Raw genomic sequence first — 18,243 nt, forward strand, 5'->3', positions numbered from 1 at the left:
TTACCGATCAGGGCGCCTTGCAGGCCCGACCGATCAAATCGTTGGTGGCGACCCAGTAAACCAGGCCTTCATCACCTTTTTTGTGAAACGCCAACATGTTGTCGCTATACAGCACGCCGCTGTCGACGGCGCCGACTTCGGGTTTCAGGCGATACACCTGGTCCGCGCCGCCAAGGCGCACGTCGACCGACTGCTGCGCGCTGTCGGCATAACGCCAGAGCACCTCGGCCTGGCTGTCACAGACCCAACGGGTCCAGTTGTCCGCCGACGACGTCGACGAGGACAGGTTGAAGCCGGCGCAACCGCCGAGCAGAGCCAGTGAAGCAAGGGCGATAAAGCCTTTCATGCCGGTTCCTCGACTGACGGCCCTGGCCGCCAGTACTGCCTGTAGTGAATCTGACCCGTCAAGGACAACCCTGTTCCCGGGTCCCGGACGATGTGTCGTATTTTTCCAGTCCGTCCGGCCCCAGGCGCTTGTTCAGCACCGGTGCGGTTTCCGCCTGCCAGTCGGCCTGATCGCAACCCTTGCCGGCCGCCGGAGCGGCCTCGCTCGTCGCCCCGGCCCCGGGCTTGCCGGCACAACCGCCCAGCACGCCCGCCAGGATCAGCAACATCAATGGCCTGACCATATGAAAACTCCCTTTCAAAGGCCAATGCCACCTCAGGCCTTGGCGCGGGTTTCCAGCACTTCCACGGCAGGCAGGACCTTGCCCTCGACGAATTCGAGGAACGCACCGCCACCGGTAGAAATGTAGGAGATATCCGAAGCAACACCATATTTGTCGATGGCCGCCAGGGTGTCGCCACCACCGGCAATGGAGAATGCCGCGCTTTCGGCAATGGCCTGGGCCAGCACCTTGGTGCCGTTGCCGAACTGATCGAATTCGAAAACGCCCACCGGACCGTTCCACAGGATGGTCTGGGACGACTTCAGCAGTTCGGCGAAATTCGCCGCGGTCTGCGGACCGATATCCAGGATCATGTCGTCGGCCGCCACATCGGCGATCAGCTTGACGGTGGCGGCTGCGCTTTCGGCGAATTCCTTGGCAACGACCACGTCGACCGGCAGCGGCACGTTGACCTTAGCGGCGATGGCGCGGGCAGTATCCAGCAGGTCAGGCTCGTAGAGCGACTTGCCCACCGGATGACCGGCAGCGGCCAGGAAGGTGTTGGCGATGCCGCCGCCCACGATCAGCAGGTCGCAGATCTGGCTCAGGCTGTTCAGCACATCGAGTTTGGTCGAAACCTTGGAGCCGGCGACGATGGCGGCCATCGGCTTGGCCGGCGCGCCCAGGGCCTTGCCCAGCGCATCAAGTTCGGCGGCCAGCAGCGGGCCGGCCGCGGCGACCTTGGCAAACCGGGCCACGCCGTGGGTCGAACCCTCGGCACGGTGCGCGGTACCGAAGGCGTCCATCACGAACACGTCGCAGAGCGCCGCATATTTCTGCGCCAGCTCGTCGGCGTTCTTTTTCTCGCCCTTGTTGAAGCGCACGTTCTCGAACAGCACGATGTCGCCGGCCTTGACCTCGACACCGTCCAGGTAATCGGCCACCAGCGGCACGTCACGGCCCAGGGCCTTGCTCAGGTAGTCGGCGACCGGCTTGAGGCTGTTCTCGGCCGAGAACTCGCCTTCGGTCGGACGGCCCAGGTGCGAGCAGATCATGACTGCCGCGCCTTTTTCCAGGGCCAGCTTGATGGTCGGCAGCGAGGCCAGGATACGCGCATCGCTGGTGACAACACCGTCCTTGACGGGGACGTTGAGGTCTTCGCGGATCAGTACGCGCTTACCTTGCAGATCGAGGTCGGTCATCTTCAACACGGTCATGGGTCGCAATCTCTGGTTTACGGTTTTTGGTGAACCACGTTCAGGTAATGCCCTGCAACGTCGATCATTCGGTTGGCAAAGCCCCATTCGTTGTCGAACCAGGCCAGCACGTTCACCAGCCTCGGGCCGGAAACGCGGGTCTGACTCGCATCGACAATCGCCGAATGGGGGTCATGGTTGAAATCACAGCTGGCGTGGGGCAACTCGGTGTAGGCCAGCAGGCCCTTGAGCGGACCGCTGGTGGCAGCCTCGCGCAGGATCCGGTTGACCTCAGTCGCATCGGTGTCGCTGACAGTCTGCAGGGTGATATCCAGGCAAGACACGTTCACCGTCGGCACCCGTACCGCTTTGGCCTGGATTCGTCCGGCAAGTTCCGGCAGCAGGCGTTCGATACCCCGCGCGAGACCGGTGGACACCGGGATCACCGACTGGAACGCCGAGCGCGTGCGGCGCAGGTCTTCGGCGTGGTAGGCATCGATCACCGGCTGGTCGTTCATCGCCGAATGAATGGTGGTGATGGACACGTACTCCAGGCCGATGGCCTGGTCCAGCAGGCGCAGCAGCGGTACACCGCAGTTGGTGGTGCAGGAGGCGTTGGACACCAGCAACTCGTCGCCGGTCAGGCAATCCTGGTTGACACCATAGACGATGGTGGCGTCGACATCGGTCTCGCTGGCCATCGGCTGGGAAAACAGCACCCGAGGCGCGCCGGCGGCGAGGAAGCGCTCGCCATCCTCGCGGGTGTGGTAGGCGCCGGAACACTCCAGCACCAGGTCGACGTCCAGCGCGGCCCAGTCGATCTCTTCGGGAGTGGCACTGCGCAGGACTTTCACGCAATGGCCATTGATATGCAGACAATCGTCCTCGACCCGCACTTCGCCGGGGAACCGGCCGTGGGTGGAGTCGAAACGTGTCAGGTACTCGAGGCTGGCCAGGTCGGCCAGGTCGTTCAATGCAACGATCTCAAATCCGGCCTGCGCGCCCCGCTCGAACAATGCACGCAGGACACAACGACCGATCCGGCCGTAGCCGTTGAGTGCAACTCTGTAGGGACGCGGTTGGGGCATGGGGATCTCGCCGAAGCTTGGGTATCAGGCAACCCTGCCGAGGCATGGGTTTTGTGGAAACGGGCTCGCGGGTAAAGCTGAAATGACTGTGCCGCCCGACCGGACGCCTTCGCGGGCAAGCCCGCTCCCACAGTATCCGTGCCTGGCCAGGAATCCGTGGCACGACACCGAACCCGTGGGAGCGGGCTTGCCCCCTCCTACAATATCCGTGTCCGACCAGGAATCCGTGGCACGACTCGAACCCGTGGGAGCAGGCTTGCTCACTCCTACAATATCCGTGTCCGACCAGGAATCCATGGCACGACATCAGAACCGTGGGAGCGGGCTTGCCCGCGAAGAGGCCGGAGCAAGCGCAGTCACTCTCGAACTCAGTCTTCCAGCAGTTCCTCAGCCTGACCCAGGATGTTCTCCAGGGTGAAGCCGAACTCTTCGAACAGCGCGGACGCAGGCGCCGACTCACCGTAGGTGGTCATGCCGATCACGCGGCCTTCCAGGCCCACGTACTTGTACCAGTAGTCCGCATGCGCGGCCTCGATGGCGATACGCGCGCCCACCTGCAGCGGCAACACCGCCTGCTTGTAGCTCGCGTCCTGGGCATCAAAGAGGCTGGTGCAAGGCATCGACACCACGCGAACCTGGCGCCCCTGCTCGCTCAGCTTGTCGTACGCCTGCACCGCCAGGCCGACTTCCGAGCCGGTGGCGATCAGGATCAGTTCCGGCTCGCCCGCGCAATCCTTCAGCACGTAACCGCCACGGCTGATGTTGTCGATCTGCGCCGCATCACGTGCTTGGTGCTGCAGGTTCTGCCGCGAGAAGATCAGCGCCGAAGGACCGTCCTTGCGCTCGATTGCGTGCTTCCAGGCCACGGCGGATTCCACCGCGTCGGCCGGACGCCAGGTGTCGAGGTTCGGCGTGCAACGCAGGCTCGCCAGTTGCTCGATCGGCTGGTGGGTCGGACCGTCTTCGCCCAGGCCGATGGAGTCGTGGGTGTAGACATGGATCACCCGCTTCTTCATCAGCGCCGACATGCGTACCGCGTTGCGGGCGTATTCCATGAACATCAGGAAGGTCGCGCCGTAAGGCAGCAGGCCACCGTGCAGGGTGACGCCGTTCATGATCGCGGTCATGCCGAATTCACGCACGCCGTAGTACATGTAGTTGCCGCTGGCATCTTCGGCGCTGACGCCCTTGCAACCTTTCCACAGGGTCAGGTTGGAACCGGCCAGGTCGGCCGAACCGCCGAGGAACTCCGGCAGCAGTGGGCCGAAGGCATTCAGGGTGTTCTGGCTGGCCTTGCGGCTGGCGATGGTTTCGCCCTTGGCCGCGACTTCGGCGATGTAGGCCGAGGCTTTTTCCGAGAAGTCGGCCGGCAGCTCGCCGCTCAGGCGACGCACCAGCTCGTTGGCTTCGCTCGGGAAGGCCGCGGAGTAGGCCGCGAAACGCTGGTCCCACTCGGCTTCGACCGCGCGGCCGGCTTCCCGGGCATCCCACTCGGCATAGATGTCGGCGGGGATTTCGAACGGGCCGTGGTTCCACTTCAGCGCCGCGCGGGTCAGGGCGATCTCCGCGTCACCCAGCGGGGCGCCGTGGCAGTCTTCCTTGCCTTGCTTGTTCGGCGAGCCGAAGCCGATGGTGGTCTTGCAGCAGATCAGGGTCGGCTGCTCGCTCTTGCGCGCCGTCTCGATGGCGGTCTTGATCTCTTCCGGATCGTGACCGTCGACGTTGCGGATCACCTGCCAGTTGTAGGACTCGAAACGCTTCGGCGTATCGTCGGTGAACCAGCCTTCGACTTCGCCGTCGATGGAGATGCCGTTGTCATCGTAGAAGGCGATCAGCTTGCCCAGGCCCAGGGTGCCGGCCAGGGAGGCGACTTCATGGGAAATGCCTTCCATCATGCAGCCATCACCGAGGAACACGTAGGTGTGGTGGTCGACGATGTTGTGGCCGGGACGGTTGAACTGCGCGCCCAGCACCTTTTCCGCCAACGCGAAGCCAACGGCGTTGGCCAGGCCCTGGCCGAGCGGACCGGTGGTGGTTTCCACGCCCGGGGTGTAGCCGTATTCCGGGTGGCCCGGAGTGCGGCTGTGCAGCTGGCGGAAGTTCTTCAGGTCGTCGATGGACAGGTCGTAGCCGGTCAGGTGCAGCAACGAGTAGATCAGCATCGAGCCATGGCCGTTGGACAGGACGAAGCGGTCACGGTCGGCGAAGGACGGGTTGCTCGGGTTGTGCTTCAGATAATCGCGCCAAAGCACCTCGGCGATATCCGCCATGCCCATCGGGGCACCCGGATGGCCGCTGTTGGCTTTTTGCACGGCATCCATGCTGAGGGCACGAATGGCGTTGGCACGCTCACGACGGCTGGGCATCGCTGATCTCCTGGAGGATGTTCAATTGAAAGTAAATAAAACGAAACGGAAAAAAGGCGAGCATTTTCCCTCAGGCACCGCCAGGGGGCAATGACAGATAGTCGCTCGACCACGTTTTTCCTGCCGATAGTTGCGCATTGCACGGGTGAAACCTTTCCGCGCTTCGTCTGTAGAGACAAAGGCGCACGGGAAAGTGCCATTTATCGTGCAATATCAAAACTTTTTGATATTGATCTTGCGAGGCGCCGCGACCGTCATCTAGACTGCTGGCCTTATGAATCTACGTGCACCTGCCCTGCGTCCTGATGATTGCGACGAACTGTCCGCCCTGTGCAAGGCCGGCGGCGACCCGTTGCGTCTCAATGTATTGCGGGCCCTGGCCAATGATTCGTTCGGGGTGCTGGAGCTGGCGCAGATCTTCGCCATCGGCCAGTCCGGCATGAGCCATCACCTGAAGGTGCTGGCCCAGGCCGACCTGGTGGCCACCCGTCGTGAAGGCAACGCGATTTTCTACCGTCGCGCCCTGCCCCACACCGAATTGCCCGGCGGCAAGCTGCATGCCGCCCTGCTCGATGAAGTCGACAGCCTTGAGCTGCCGGCCGACGTGCAAGCGCGCATCGCCCTGGTACACGGCCAACGCGCGGCCGCCAGCCAGGACTTCTTCTCGCGGGTCGCGGAAAAGTTTCGGGCCCAGCAGGATCTGATCGCCGGCTTGCCGCAGTACCGCGAAAGCATCCTGGCGCTGCTCGACAAGCTCGGCTTCGGCCCCGAAGCCACGGCGCTGGAAGTCGGCCCCGGCGACGGTGGCTTCCTGCCAGACCTGGCGCGGCGCTTCCAGCGGGTCACGGCACTGGACAACAGCCCGGCGATGCTCGAGCTGGCGCGCCAGCTGTGCGAACGCGAATCACTGGCTAATGTCAGCCTGCAGCTGGCCGATGCATTGCTGGACGACAGTATCCAGGCCGACTGCGTGGTCCTGAACATGGTCCTGCACCATTTCGCCGCGCCGGCCGAGGCCCTCAAGCAGATGGCCGCCCTGCTGCGACCGGGCGGCAGTCTGCTGGTAACAGAGTTGTGCAGCCACAACCAGAGTTGGGCCAGGGAGGCCTGCGGTGATCTTTGGTTGGGGTTCGAACAGGAAGATCTGGCCCGTTGGGCCACTGCTGCGGGGCTCATGCCCGGGGACAGCCTCTATGTAGGCTTACGTAATGGTTTCCAGATCCAGGTTCGCCACTTTCAGCGACCGGCTGGTGCCACTCAACATCGGTAAACTCAGGAAAACCATCGATATGAGCGAATATTCCGTTTTCACCTCCGAGTCCGTGTCTGAAGGGCATCCGGACAAAATCGCCGACCAGATCTCCGACGCGGTGCTGGACGCCATCATCGCCGAAGACAAGTTCGCCCGCGTCGCGTGCGAAACCCTGGTGAAAACCGGTGTTGCCATCATCGCTGGCGAAGTGACCACTTCGGCCTGGGTCGACCTCGAAGACATCGTGCGTAACGTGATCCTCGACATCGGCTACAACAGCTCCGACGTCGGTTTCGACGGCGCCACCTGCGGTGTGATGAATATCATCGGCAAGCAGTCCGTGGACATCGCCCAGGGCGTTGACCGCAGCAAGCCGGAAGACCAGGGCGCCGGTGACCAGGGCCTGATGTTCGGCTACGCCAGCAACGAAACCGCGGAACTGATGCCTGCTCCGATCGCGTTCTCGCACCAACTGGTGCAGCGCCAGGCCGAAGCCCGCAAATCCGGCGTGTTGCCGTGGCTGCGTCCGGACGCCAAGTCGCAAGTGACCTGCCGTTACGAAGGCGGCAAGGTGGTTGGTGTCGACGCTATCGTCCTGTCGACCCAGCACAACCCTGACGTCTCCTACAGCGATCTGCGCGAAGGCGTGATGGAGCTGATCGTCAAGCACGTCATCCCGGCCGAACTGCTGACCAAGGACACCCAGTTCCATATCAACCCAACCGGCAACTTCATCATCGGTGGCCCGGTGGGCGACTGCGGCCTGACCGGTCGCAAGATCATCGTCGACAGCTACGGCGGCATGGCCCGTCACGGCGGCGGCGCGTTCTCCGGCAAGGACCCATCGAAAGTCGACCGTTCCGCGGCCTACGCCGGTCGCTACGTGGCCAAGAACATCGTTGCCGCCGGCCTCGCCGACCGCTGCGAAATCCAGGTCTCCTACGCCATCGGCGTCGCGCAACCGACCTCGATTTCGTTGAACACCTTCGGCACCGGCAAGATCAGCGATGACAAGATCATCAAGCTGGTCCGCGAGATCTTCGACCTGCGCCCATACGCCATCACCACCATGCTCGACCTGCTGCACCCGATGTACCAGGAAACCGCGGCCTACGGCCACTTCGGTCGTACCCCGCAGCAGAAGACCGTCGGCAACGACACCTTCACCACCTTCACCTGGGAAAAGACCGATCGTGTAGAGGCTCTGCGAGCTGCTGCCGGCCTGTAATGTCGCCTGCGTCACAAAAGCCCTCCCTGGTCCGCCAGGGAGGGCTTTTTCATGGGTGCAAAATCTTGCACGAGCCGATCATGTTTCCTAATATTTCGCGTTCTCGGACCTTTTCCCCTACTTGGATATTGCGCGACGCCTGTTCGAGAGCCCCTTGGCCGTCGGCAATCGAACATTGAGGTTTGCCATGCGTACTTCCGTCTTCGCGCCCGCCGCGATTCTGCTGGGTCTGTTCACTCTTCCCGTACAAGCCGCCGACCTGAGTGCGCTTGGCGACCTGGCATCGCAACTGACCGGCGGCGCGACAACGCCCGCAGCGGGCACCACCGCCAACTCCGGCGGCTGCACCAAACAGATCCAGGACCTGCAGACACAGATCAACACCGCCAAGGCCAAGGGCGACAGCCTCAAGGCCAGCGGCCTGCAACTGGCGATGGACCATGCTTCCAAGAGCTGCACGCAGCTCAATGGCCAGGTAGCCGCGGCGCCGCAGCCGGTCGCACAGACCCCGACAGCGGCCCAGGACCCCAAGGCCCAGGCGGTTGATGCCGGCATCAAGGCGCTCGGCGGCCTGTTCAAGTAAGGCGACACACGCGGTAAAAAAGCCTCGCCTGCGGCGGGGCTTTTTTATGCCCGGACTGATCTAGGCTGTGTTTTTAAGTCGAGCAAGGATGCTCCGGCATGCGTGTCTTCACTGGTTGGGCAGTTCTTGTCTGGTGTTTCAACGCCTATGCCGGCCAATGCCCGGATTGGCCGGCGGAACGCGCCCGACGCGAGGCCGACGCCCTGCAACAGCAACTGGCGCGCTGGGACGAGCTCTACCATCGCCAGGGCATTTCGCCAGTGGCCGACGAACTCTACGATCAATCCCGCCAGACCCTGGCCCAGTGGCGCCGATGTTTCGCCCTGCCACCCGGGCAGGCGGACAACCCGTTGCTCAAGGCCCGCGGAACCGTTGCCCACCCGACGGCCCATACCGGACTGGACAAGCTGCCGGACGACCAGGCGGTACGGGAGTGGATGCAGGGCCGCCAGGACCTGTGGATTCAGCCCAAGGTCGACGGCGTGGCCGTGACCCTGGTTTATCGACAAGGCCGGCTGCACCAGGCCATCAGCCGTGGCGATGGACTCAAGGGCCAGGACTGGACCGACAGTGCCCGCAGGATCGCCGCCATCCCGGCGCAACTGCCACAGCCCCTGGACCTGGTGCTGCAGGGCGAACTGTATTGGCGCCTGGTCAACCATGTACAAGCCGAAAACGGCAGCCTGAATGCCCGCGGCAAGGTCGCGGGACTGATGGCACGACACCAGTTGAGCGCCGATGAAGCGGAAGGTATCGGCCTGTTTGTCTGGGACTGGCCCGACGGACCGTCCACCCAGCTCGAACGCCTGCGCGGCCTGAGCGCCCTCGGCTTCACCGACAGCGAAACCTACAGCCGACCGATCAGCCACTTTGCCCAGGCCCGGGACTGGCGCGAGTACTGGTTTCGCCAGCCGCTGCCCTTTGCCAGCGATGGCGTGGTGCTGCGCCAGAGCCAGCGACCCGACGCGCGACGCTGGCAAGCCCGGCCGCCCCATTGGAGCGTCGCCTGGAAATACCCGCATGCCCGGGCATTGGCCCATGTGCGCAAGGTCAGTTTCAAGGTCGGCCGCACCGGACGGATCACGCCGATGCTCGATCTGATCCCTGTGCGGCTGGATGATCGACAGATCAGGCGGATCAGCGTCGGCTCCCTGCAACGTTGGCAGGCACTGGATATCCGTCCCGGCGACCAGGTGACCATCAGCCTGGCGGGCCTGACCATCCCGCGCCTGGAAGGCGTGGCCTGGCGCAGCATCGAGCGAGAGCCGCTGGACGTCCCCGACCCGGATGCTTTCCATGCCGCGAGCTGCTGGCAAAACAGCCCGGGCTGCGAAAGCCAGTTCCTCGCTCGCCTGATCTGGCTGAGTGGCAAGCAGGGCCTGGCGCTGCCGCACCTGGGGCGCGGCACCTGGGAGACGCTGATTCACGCAGGTCGTTTGCAGTCCCTGCTCGATTGGCTGACCCTCGATGCCCGCGAGCTTGCTAACATTGCAGGCTTCGGTCCGAGCCGCAGCCGACAATGGCTCGACAGTGTCCAGGTGGCTCGGCAACGCCCCTTCGAACGCTGGCTCAAGGCGCTGGGGCTGCCGGCGACCGCCGGCGTCAGGTTGACCGGCCCCTGGCAGGTCCTGGCCAGTCGAACCGCCGAGGACTGGCAGGCGCAACCGGGAATCGGGCCCGGGCGGGCCGCGCAACTGAGCGCTTTCTTCCGCGACCCGCAGGTGATGGCCCTGGCTGAATCATTAAGTACCGCCGGGGTCGATGGATTTTGAGGACATAATTGCCGGCTAATCCGGGCCTGTCATAAAGGCGGATTGGCTTTATTTATTCATAGTGTGTTTTTTCAGTCTTTTTTCTACACGGAGCTTTTCATGAAATTTCTCTCACCGCTGGCTCTTTTCACCCTGTGCAGCGTCATGGCCGCCCCGCTCCTGGCCGCCGAAGAACAACCCGAGCTGACCGGCTGCGCCGCCAAGCGCCAGGCCATCGGCAGCCAGCTGGAAATCGCCAGGGCCCAGGGCAACAGCGACCAGCAGGCCGGCCTGGAAAAAGCCCTGGCCGAAGTAACCACCCATTGCACCGACGCCTCGCTGAAAAAGGAGCGGGAAAACAAGGTCCTCGACGCCCGCCACGAAGTCAGCCGTCGCCAGGCCGACCTCGACAAGGCAATGAAAAAGGGCGATCCGGACAAGATCAACAAACGCAAGGACAAGCTGGCCGAGTCCCGCAAGGAACTGCAGGACGCGCTGGATGAGCTGGACAAGTGATTCGCGACCGGACTTTGCGGCCAGCGGCGCCCGTTACCGATCAGTGATCGCGAAACTCTTTATGACAGGCATCACAGGCGTCTTCGACTTTCTCCACTGCCGGCCTGAGGATGCTCGCCTGGTAGGGCTGGACCCGGCTGGCGATCACCAGTTGGCCGGTAGCCCCTTCCAGCGAGCGCGCCAGCTCCTGGAAACGCGCCTGCTTCTGCCAGACATCGGCCTTGGCACTGGTATGCTCCGATTCCTTGACCTGCGGGAAATGCTGCCACGGCTCATGGGACAACCCGTCAAGTTTGCTCGCCCCCTCGGCAAACTTCGGACCGTCGAAGGGGATGCGCCCACGCAGCATGCCACCCAGGTCCTCACTGGTCTTGAGCATCTGCTTGAAAATGGCCTTGCGCTGACCCAGGGGCGAATTCGGGTCAATGCCGCCACAGGCACCGAGGGCCAGGCAGGCCAGCAATACAACGGAAAGTCTTTTAAGAGTCATGATGGCTTCAGGTCACGGGAGACGGCGGCCAGTATCCTCGCCTCGACATCAAAGACCAATAGGCCCAAGGGCCAATACCCTTACTATTTGAATGGACTACCTGAACAGAGACTGAACGGGTAGTGACTCAAGGAATACGCTTGTTGATGAACACCACTTTCAAACGCCTGGGCTGGAGCATGCTCGCCCTGGCCCTGCTCGCCGGCTGCAATGGCAAGGACCACCAACCACCTGCACCGGCGGTGACCACCTATGTCAAGGCGGACTGGAAGGCCTTGCCGGATGTTTCCGATGCCGACCTGCAGGCCGGTTTTGCCTCCTGGCGCAGTGCCTGTACCCGGCTGAAGAACGATGCCAACTGGGCGGCGACCTGCTCCACTGCCGCCAATGTCGCGAATACACCCGCCGCCATTCGCACTTTCCTCCAGCAGAACCTCGAGGTCTACGGGCTACGCTCCGCCGAAAACAGTGCCGACGGGCTGATCACCGGCTACTACGAACCGGTCTATCCCGGCAGCCTGACCCGCACCGCCAAGGCCACGGTGCCGGTCTACGGCGTGCCCGACGACCTGATCATCGTCCAACTGGAAAGCCTCTACCCCGAGCTCAAGGGCAAGCGCCTGCGCGGACGCCTGGAAGGCCGGGTGATCAAGCCCTATGACGATGCCGCGCTGATCGCCACCCAGGGCGTCAAGGCTCCGGTGCTGGCCTGGCTGACCGACCCGATGGACCTGCAGTTCCTGCAGATCCAGGGTTCCGGTCGCATCCGCCTGGATGATGGCCGGCAGTTGCGCATCGGTTACGCGGACCAGAACGGCTACCCCTATCGCGCCATCGGCCGCTGGCTGGTGGAACAGGGTGAGTTGAAGAAGGAAGACGTCACCATGGGCAGCATCAGCGCCTGGGCCAAGGCCCATCCGACGCGTATCCCGCAGCTGCTGGGCAGCAATCCGAGCTATGTGTTCTTTGCCCGCAACCCGGACAGCAACGAGGGTCCGCGCGGTTCGCTGAACGTGCCGCTGACCGCCGGCTACAGCGTGGCGGTGGACCGCAAGGTGATTCCGCTGGGTAGCCTGCTGTGGCTGTCGACCACCCGGCCGGATGGCAGCGCCCTGGTCCGTCCGGTGGCCGCCCAGGACACCGGCGGAGCCATTGCCGGCGAAGTACGCGCCGACCTGTTCTGGGGCACCGGCGATGCCGCCGGGCAGTTGGCCGGGGACATGAAGCAGAAGGGCAATATCTGGATGTTGTGGCCGAAAGGCATGGCCTTGCCCAAGACAGCCGATATCGGGAGCTGATGGCTCTGGTGCCTGAACTGGCGCCTTCGCCAGCAAGCCGGCTCCTACAGTACAGCGTCGAGCATGGATTTTGTGCACGACACAAACCTGTGCAGGAGCCGGCTTGCCCGCGATAACGATCGAACAGGCGCCCCATGACCTGAAGGCCGCGCCTCTCAGATCGAGACGAAGAAGAAACTCGCAATCAGTGCCATCCCGACAAACCACACCAGCGAGCGCAAGGCAGCCCAGTCCGCCAGGTAGCAGATGATGTACAGCAGGCGACTGGTGATGAACAGCACCGCCAGCACATTGATCGTCACCAGCGAGGCATTGCCGGCGATATGCGCAATGATCACCGCCGCCGCGAAGGCCGGGGTCACTTCGAAACTGTTCAATTGCGCCGCATGCGCCCGCCTGGCAAAACCTTCGAGGGTTTCCAGGAAGGCCCGCGGATCATGGTTCTGCCGGGGGCCGAACTTGCCGCCGCTGAACTTGGCGATGCCGGTGCACAGGTACGGCAGGAAAATCGCGATCAATACACACCAGAACGCTGGAGTCATAACACAGTCCCTTCTTATTGGATTTTCATGATGAGCATGCCGGCCAGCACCAGCCCGCAGGCCAGGAGCCGGGGCCGGCCGAACGGTTCCTTCAGGTAGCGCATGCCGAACAGCACCACCAGGATCACGCTGATTTCGCGCAACGCCGCCGCCTCGGCAATCGAGCCCAACTGCATCGCCCACAACACTAGCGCATAACTGAACAACACACAGAACCCGACGCCCAGGCCCAGTCGCCATTGCTCGCGCCAGAACCGGGCAAAGGCGGCACGACGGCGGGTCAGCGCCACCAGCGGGTAAGGCCAGGCACTGAGCAGGCTCATCCACACCAGGTAGTCCAGCGGGTGCGGCCAGCGCCGCAGTGCCTGACCATCGACAAAGGTATAGCCACCGATGCACAGGCCGATCAGCAACACCACCGGCAACATCGACCAGGGCAGGCGATCCCCGCCACCGCCCTGCCAGAGCAGGCAGAGCATGCCGCAGGGAATCAGCAGGATGCCGAGGATCTGCTGCGTGGTCAGGGACTCGCCGGCAAACACCAGGGTCAAACCGAGGACCACCAGGGGCGACAGCCCGCGCATCAGCGGATAGACCAGACCCAGGTCACCGACCCGATACGCCTGGATCAGCAGGTAGCGATAAAGCAGTTCGAACAGGGCCGAGGCAATGATCCAGGGCCAGATCCCGGCCGGCGGCAGCGTGACGAACCCCAGCATCAGCAGGACGAACAGCAACGCCACGCTGTCCATGCAGGCCACCACCAGCAGGCGTTCGCCGCTGAACTTGATCAGCGTGTTCCATGCCGCATGCAGGACTGCCGCGACCAGCACCAGAGCCGTCGCCAGCACGGCACACTCCTTGTTCGAATGAAGAGAATTGATTCGTCATATTTCAACAGCTGTTTATACTAAAGCCACCACGCCGCACTCAATGCGCAAAAACCCATTCCAATAACTATTCGCTTCTGCCCGATCGGTCACGGCCCGGACAGTCGTGTGCGCACGCCCGAACCCACTGCCCGAGATCAAAGCGCATGCCACTTGCCTTGCTTGCCCTCGCCGTCGCCGCTTTCGGCATCGGCACCACCGAGTTCGTCATCATGGGCCTGCTGCCCGATGTCGCCCGCGACCTCGCCGTCAGCATTCCCCACGCCGGCCTGCTGATCACCGGCTATGCCCTGGGCGTGGTTTTCGGTGCACCGATCCTGGCCATCGGCACCGCCAACATGCCCCGCAAGGCCACGTTGCTGGGCATGACGATGATGTTCATCCTGGGCAACGTGCTCTGCGCACTGGCCCCGAACTACGCCACGCTGATGGCGGCACGGGTGGTCACGGCGTTGTGCCACGGGGCGTTCTTCGGCATCGGTTCGGTGGTGGCGGCCGGGCTGGTCGCCCCCAACAAGCGGGCCCAGGCGATTGCCATGATGTTCACCGGGCTGACATTGGCCAACGTCCTCGGCGTACCTCTGGGCACGGCCCTGGGACAGTACGCCGGCTGGCGCTCGACGTTCTGGGCGGTGTCGGTGATCGGGGTGATCGCGGCCATCGCCCAGTGGATCTGGCTGCCGAAACATATCGCCATGGACAAGGCCAACCTCGCCAGCGAATTCCGCGTGCTGGGCAAGGCCAACGTCTTGCTGGCGCTGGGCATGAGCGTGCTGGCCTCGACCAGCCTGTTCAGCGTCTTCACCTATATCGCGCCGATCCTGCAGGACGTCACCGGCGTCAGTCCCCACGGCGTGACGATCATGTTGCTGCTGTTCGGCGTCGGCCTGACCGCGGGTAGCATGCTCGGCGGGCGCCTGGCCGACAGCCGCCTGCTGCCTTCGCTGGTGGGCATGGCCCTGGCGGTGGTGCTGGTGCTCGCGGCATTCAGCCAGACCAGCCGCTCGCTGATTCCGGCGGCGATTACCCTGGTCCTGTGGGGGATCTTCGCCTTTGCCCTGTGCCCGATCCTGCAACTGCTGATCATCGACCAGGCCCACGAGGCACCGAACCTGGGCTCGACCCTCAACCAGAGCGCGTTCAACCTGGGCAACGCCAGCGGGGCGTGGATCGGCGGGCTGGTGGTCGGCAGCGGGATCGACCTGGCGGACCTGCCATGGACCGGGGCCTTGAGCGGTTGCGTCACCCTGCTGGCGGCGCTGCTGTTTATTTTCCTGCAGCGTCGCCGGATCCAGACGGTGGGCGTTTCCGGCTAGGAGCGGGCGCTGCCTGGCCCTTGGGCACGCCGCTCTCGCTGCGAATCTGCGCATGGCTGATCAAGGCGAAGATAAAGCTGCCGCCAATGATATTGCCGCCCAGCGTCGGGCCGGCGAAGTGCAGCCAGAATTCGCGCCAGGACAGCTCGCCGGCGAAGACCAGGTAGGACACCTCGGCCGAGCCGACGACGATATGGGTGAAATCCCCCAGCGCCATCAGGTAGGTGATCAGGATAATGATCCACATCTTGGCGCTCTCCATGGAGGGGATCATCCAGACCATGGTGGCGATCATCCAGCCGGAGACGATGCCCTTGGCGAACATCTGCGGCGGCTCGTTCTCCATCACCTTGCGACCGATCTCCAGGAAGGCCAGGTCGGTCTTGCTGTCGAAGATCGGCAGATGCAGCATCACATAGGCCACCAGGAGGGTGCCGCAGAGGTTGCCCAGCAACACCACGCCCCACAGCCGCAACAGCCGGCCGAAGTTGCCGAGGGTCGGCCGGCTCATCACCGGCAGCACGGCCGTCAGGGTGTTTTCGGTGAATAACTGCTGGCGGGCCAGGATGACCGCGAGAAACCCCGCGCAGTAGCCGAAGCTGGCGATCACCTTGAAGGCCTCGCCATCCGGCAGCCGGGAATTGAGCAATCCCATCGCCATCAGCGACAGGCCCATGGTCAGGCCGGCGGCCAGTGCCGACCACCAGAGCGCGGCGACACTGCGCTCCAGTTCCTGGTTGCCCTGGAGGCGGATGATCTCGTGCAACACGGCAGCCCGAGGCGGCTGGTTGCGCGTGACATCCTGTTGTTCCGCCGGGGACAGGTCCGGAGTCTTGCCGTCTTTTTGCGTGTCCATGAAGCTCCTGAACCCGAGGTGTGTGTCATTACGACACTGGGGGTTCAGGGCTGTTCAGTACGTCCGTCGATCAGTTCTCGTCGGCCCCGTCGTCCTTGAACTGGTCTTTCACGTACTTGATCTCGGTACGCCCGTGGGGAGCCGGCAGGCCGTCTTCACCCAGGTTGACGAAGACCATCTTCTCCACGGTGAGGATGCTTTTGCGGGTGATCTTGTTGCGCACTTCACAGGTCAGGGTGATGGAAGTGCGGCCGAATTCGGTCGCGGTGATCCCCAGCTCGATGATGTCGCCCTGGCGCGAGGCGCTGACGAAGTTGATCTCGGAGATGTACTTGGTCACCACGCGTTGGTTGCCCAGCTGGACGATGGCGTAGATCGCCGCTTCCTCGTCGATCCAGCGCAGCAGGCTGCCACCGAACAGGGTGCCGTTGGGGTTGAGGTCTTCGGGTTTGACCCACTTGCGCGTATGGAAATTCATGCGTTCTCCTGACCGTCTTGCCATTGATGCCACCTATCATGGCAGACCACAGGGTCAAGCTCTATGAGCGTCGGGCTATGGTCGCCATGAGCAATCTTCATCGAACCGACAGAAACCCTTGGGAAGTCGGTCCCGGCCCGCTATAATCACCGCCGTTTCAAACGGTCATCTTCTCTTGATACCGTTTTCCCGCCACCTGTCCGAGGGGCGCTGCAGCAGGTTCGACCTGTCAGGCTCGGATGGGGCGTTGTTCGCTCAGGTTCACCTGCACGGACACTAAACGCACAACGGCGCCCATTCGCATACTACGAATGGAGGCTCTTCATGAGCGCTGTCAACACGCCTGCAGATTTCACCGACTACAAAGTCGCCGACATGTCCCTGGCTGCCTGGGGCCGTCGTGAAACCATCATCGCCGAATCGGAAATGCCGGCCCTGATGGGTCTGCGTCGCAAGTACCTGGCCGAGCAACCGCTCAAGGGTGCCAAGATCCTCGGCTGCATCCACATGACCATCCAGACCGCCGTGCTGATCGAAACCCTGGTTGCCCTGGGCGCCGAAGTTCGCTGGTCGTCCTGCAACATCTTCTCGACCCAGGACCAGGCCGCTGCCGCCATCGCCGCCGCCGGTATCCCGGTGTTCGCCTGGAAAGGTGAAACCGAGCAGGAGTACGAGTGGTGCCTGGAGCAGACCATCCTGAAGGACGGCGCGCCTTGGGATGCCAACATGATCCTCGACGACGGCGGTGACCTGACCGAGCTGCTGCACAAGAAATACCCGGCCGTCCTGGAAAAAGTCCACGGCGTCACCGAAGAAACCACCACCGGCGTACACCGCCTGCTGGACATGCTGGCCAAGGGCGAACTGAAGATCCCGGCCATCAATGTCAACGACTCGGTGACCAAGAGCAAGAACGACAACAAGTACGGCTGCCGTCACAGCCTGAACGATGCCATCAAGCGTGGCACCGACCACCTGCTGTCCGGCAAGCAGGCGCTGGTCATCGGCTACGGTGACGTGGGCAAGGGTTCGGCCCAGTCCCTGCGTCAGGAAGGCATGATCGTCAAGGTTTCCGAAGTCGATCCGATCTGCGCCATGCAAGCCTGCATGGACGGCTTCGAACTGGTTTCGCCGTTCATCGACGGTATCAACAACGGCACCGAAGCCAGCATCGACAAGGCCCTGCTGGGCAAGATCGACCTGATCGTGACCACCACCGGCAACGTCAACGTCTGCGACGCGAACATGCTCAAGGCCCTGAAGAAGCGCGCCGTGGTCTGCAACATCGGTCACTTCGACAACGAAATCGACACCGCTTTCATGCGCAAGAACTGGGCATGGGAAGAAGTGAAGCCACAGGTGCACAAGATCCACCGCACCGGCCACGGCGATTTCGATCCACAGAACGATGACTACCTGATCCTGCTGGCCGAAGGCCGCCTGGTGAACCTGGGCAACGCCACCGGTCACCCGAGCCGCATCATGGACGGTTCGTTCGCCAACCAGGTCCTGGCCCAGATCTTCCTGTTCGGCCAGAAGTACGCCGACCTGTCGCCAGCCCAGAAAGCCGAGCGCCTGACCGTTGAAGTACTGCCGAAGAAACTCGACGAAGAAGTGGCCCTGGAAATGGTCCGCGGCTTCGGTGGCGTGGTCACCCAACTGACCAAGACCCAGGCCGACTACATCGGCGTGACTGTCGAAGGCCCGTTCAAGCCGCACGCCTATCGCTACTGATCGGCCTGGTTGCCTGCTCTCCCCGTGGGAGCAGGCTTTTGTGGAAGCCGG

18 protein-coding genes and 1 riboswitch are annotated in these 18,243 nt (G+C 63.2%); of the genes, 8 read left to right on the forward strand and 10 right to left on the reverse strand.

What is annotated here, in order from left to right; genetic code table 11:
* Positions 1–7: 7 nt before the first annotated feature.
* The 5 genes from KI243_RS30460 to tkt all read right to left on the reverse strand — a co-directional run bounded on the left by KI243_RS30460 (position 8) and on the right by tkt (position 5,258).
* On the reverse strand, positions 8–346 hold the full coding sequence (locus KI243_RS30460; protein ID WP_177084766.1) for an MliC family protein: 339 nt from the start codon (positions 344–346) through the stop codon (positions 8–10).
* Positions 347–404: 58 nt separating this feature from the next.
* Positions 405–629: a hypothetical protein gene (locus KI243_RS30465; RefSeq protein WP_103032708.1), complete on the reverse strand. Its 225-nt coding sequence runs from the start codon at positions 627–629 to the stop codon at positions 405–407.
* A gap of 32 nt (positions 630–661) precedes the next feature.
* A complete protein-coding gene (locus tag KI243_RS30470) occupies positions 662–1,825 on the reverse strand; it encodes a phosphoglycerate kinase (RefSeq protein ID WP_017128306.1) in 1,164 nt (387 codons plus the stop codon).
* Between the two features lie 17 nt (positions 1,826–1,842).
* The gene (gene epd, locus KI243_RS30475; RefSeq protein ID WP_042936359.1) at positions 1,843–2,892 is read right to left on the reverse strand and encodes an erythrose-4-phosphate dehydrogenase; all 1,050 of its coding nucleotides are present in this window, start codon (positions 2,890–2,892) and stop codon (positions 1,843–1,845) included.
* 368 nt (positions 2,893–3,260) lie between these two features.
* Positions 3,261–5,258 (reverse strand): transketolase, encoded by a 1,998-nt coding sequence (tkt, locus tag KI243_RS30480; protein ID WP_212810232.1) that lies wholly within the window; start codon positions 5,256–5,258, stop codon positions 3,261–3,263.
* Positions 5,259–5,532: 274 nt separating this feature from the next.
* Here tkt and KI243_RS30485 point away from each other — a divergent pair, with 274 nt between their 5' ends.
* From KI243_RS30485 to KI243_RS30505, 5 genes are all read left to right on the forward strand, one after another.
* Positions 5,533–6,528 carry a metalloregulator ArsR/SmtB family transcription factor gene (locus KI243_RS30485; RefSeq protein WP_177056070.1) on the forward strand — a complete coding sequence of 332 codons (996 nt, stop codon included), beginning with the start codon at positions 5,533–5,535 and terminating at the stop codon, positions 6,526–6,528.
* A gap of 19 nt (positions 6,529–6,547) precedes the next feature.
* A complete protein-coding gene (gene metK, locus KI243_RS30490) occupies positions 6,548–7,738 on the forward strand; it encodes a methionine adenosyltransferase (protein WP_017124802.1) in 1,191 nt (396 codons plus the stop codon).
* 187 nt (positions 7,739–7,925) lie between these two features.
* Complete coding sequence (locus KI243_RS30495; RefSeq protein ID WP_017124803.1) at positions 7,926–8,321, forward strand: DUF1090 family protein; 396 nt, start codon at positions 7,926–7,928, stop codon at positions 8,319–8,321.
* A gap of 98 nt (positions 8,322–8,419) precedes the next feature.
* Positions 8,420–10,093: an NAD-dependent DNA ligase LigB gene (ligB, locus tag KI243_RS30500; protein ID WP_212810233.1), complete on the forward strand. Its 1,674-nt coding sequence runs from the start codon at positions 8,420–8,422 to the stop codon at positions 10,091–10,093.
* A gap of 99 nt (positions 10,094–10,192) precedes the next feature.
* Positions 10,193–10,588 carry a DUF1090 domain-containing protein gene (locus KI243_RS30505; protein ID WP_017124805.1) on the forward strand — a complete coding sequence of 132 codons (396 nt, stop codon included), beginning with the start codon at positions 10,193–10,195 and terminating at the stop codon, positions 10,586–10,588.
* Between the two features lie 40 nt (positions 10,589–10,628).
* Here KI243_RS30505 and KI243_RS30510 read toward each other — a convergent pair whose 3' ends face one another.
* On the reverse strand, positions 10,629–11,078 hold the full coding sequence (locus KI243_RS30510) for a cytochrome c (protein WP_042934790.1): 450 nt from the start codon (positions 11,076–11,078) through the stop codon (positions 10,629–10,631).
* A 146-nt stretch (positions 11,079–11,224) separates the two neighbouring features.
* Between KI243_RS30510 and KI243_RS30515 the strand changes: the two genes are divergently transcribed.
* On the forward strand, positions 11,225–12,376 hold the full coding sequence (locus KI243_RS30515) for a murein transglycosylase A (protein ID WP_212810234.1): 1,152 nt from the start codon (positions 11,225–11,227) through the stop codon (positions 12,374–12,376).
* 155 nt (positions 12,377–12,531) lie between these two features.
* Here the strand turns inward: KI243_RS30515 and KI243_RS30520 are convergent, their stop codons facing one another.
* Positions 12,532–12,918 (reverse strand): MAPEG family protein, encoded by a 387-nt coding sequence (locus KI243_RS30520; RefSeq protein ID WP_017124808.1) that lies wholly within the window; start codon positions 12,916–12,918, stop codon positions 12,532–12,534.
* Between the two features lie 14 nt (positions 12,919–12,932).
* Positions 12,933–13,769 (reverse strand): EamA family transporter, encoded by an 837-nt coding sequence (locus KI243_RS30525; RefSeq protein WP_177087018.1) that lies wholly within the window; start codon positions 13,767–13,769, stop codon positions 12,933–12,935.
* A gap of 185 nt (positions 13,770–13,954) precedes the next feature.
* Between KI243_RS30525 and KI243_RS30530 the strand changes: the two genes are divergently transcribed.
* Positions 13,955–15,124 (forward strand): MFS transporter, encoded by a 1,170-nt coding sequence (locus KI243_RS30530; RefSeq protein WP_212810235.1) that lies wholly within the window; start codon positions 13,955–13,957, stop codon positions 15,122–15,124.
* Here KI243_RS30530 and KI243_RS30535 read toward each other — a convergent pair.
* Together KI243_RS30535 and KI243_RS30540 are read right to left on the reverse strand one after the other, a co-directional pair.
* Complete coding sequence (locus tag KI243_RS30535; protein ID WP_212810236.1) at positions 15,075–15,980, reverse strand: formate/nitrite transporter family protein; 906 nt, start codon at positions 15,978–15,980, stop codon at positions 15,075–15,077. The two genes, KI243_RS30530 and KI243_RS30535, sit on opposite strands and share 50 nt — an antisense overlap.
* A 70-nt stretch (positions 15,981–16,050) precedes the next feature.
* Entirely contained in the window at positions 16,051–16,458 is a 408-nt protein-coding gene (locus KI243_RS30540; protein WP_017124812.1) for a hotdog domain-containing protein, read from the reverse strand.
* A gap of 196 nt (positions 16,459–16,654) precedes the next feature.
* Positions 16,655–16,761: riboswitch (S-adenosyl-L-homocysteine riboswitch) on the forward strand.
* Positions 16,762–16,782: 21 nt separating this feature from the next.
* Here KI243_RS30540 and ahcY point away from each other — a divergent pair.
* Positions 16,783–18,192 (forward strand): adenosylhomocysteinase, encoded by a 1,410-nt coding sequence (ahcY, locus tag KI243_RS30545; RefSeq protein ID WP_177087024.1) that lies wholly within the window; start codon positions 16,783–16,785, stop codon positions 18,190–18,192.
* Positions 18,193–18,243: the final 51 nt, after the last annotated feature.

Origin of the sequence: Pseudomonas sp. Ost2, assembly GCF_018326065.1 — a bacterium.
In the GTDB taxonomy this organism is placed as follows: Bacteria; Pseudomonadota; Gammaproteobacteria; order Pseudomonadales; family Pseudomonadaceae; genus Aquipseudomonas; species Aquipseudomonas gingeri.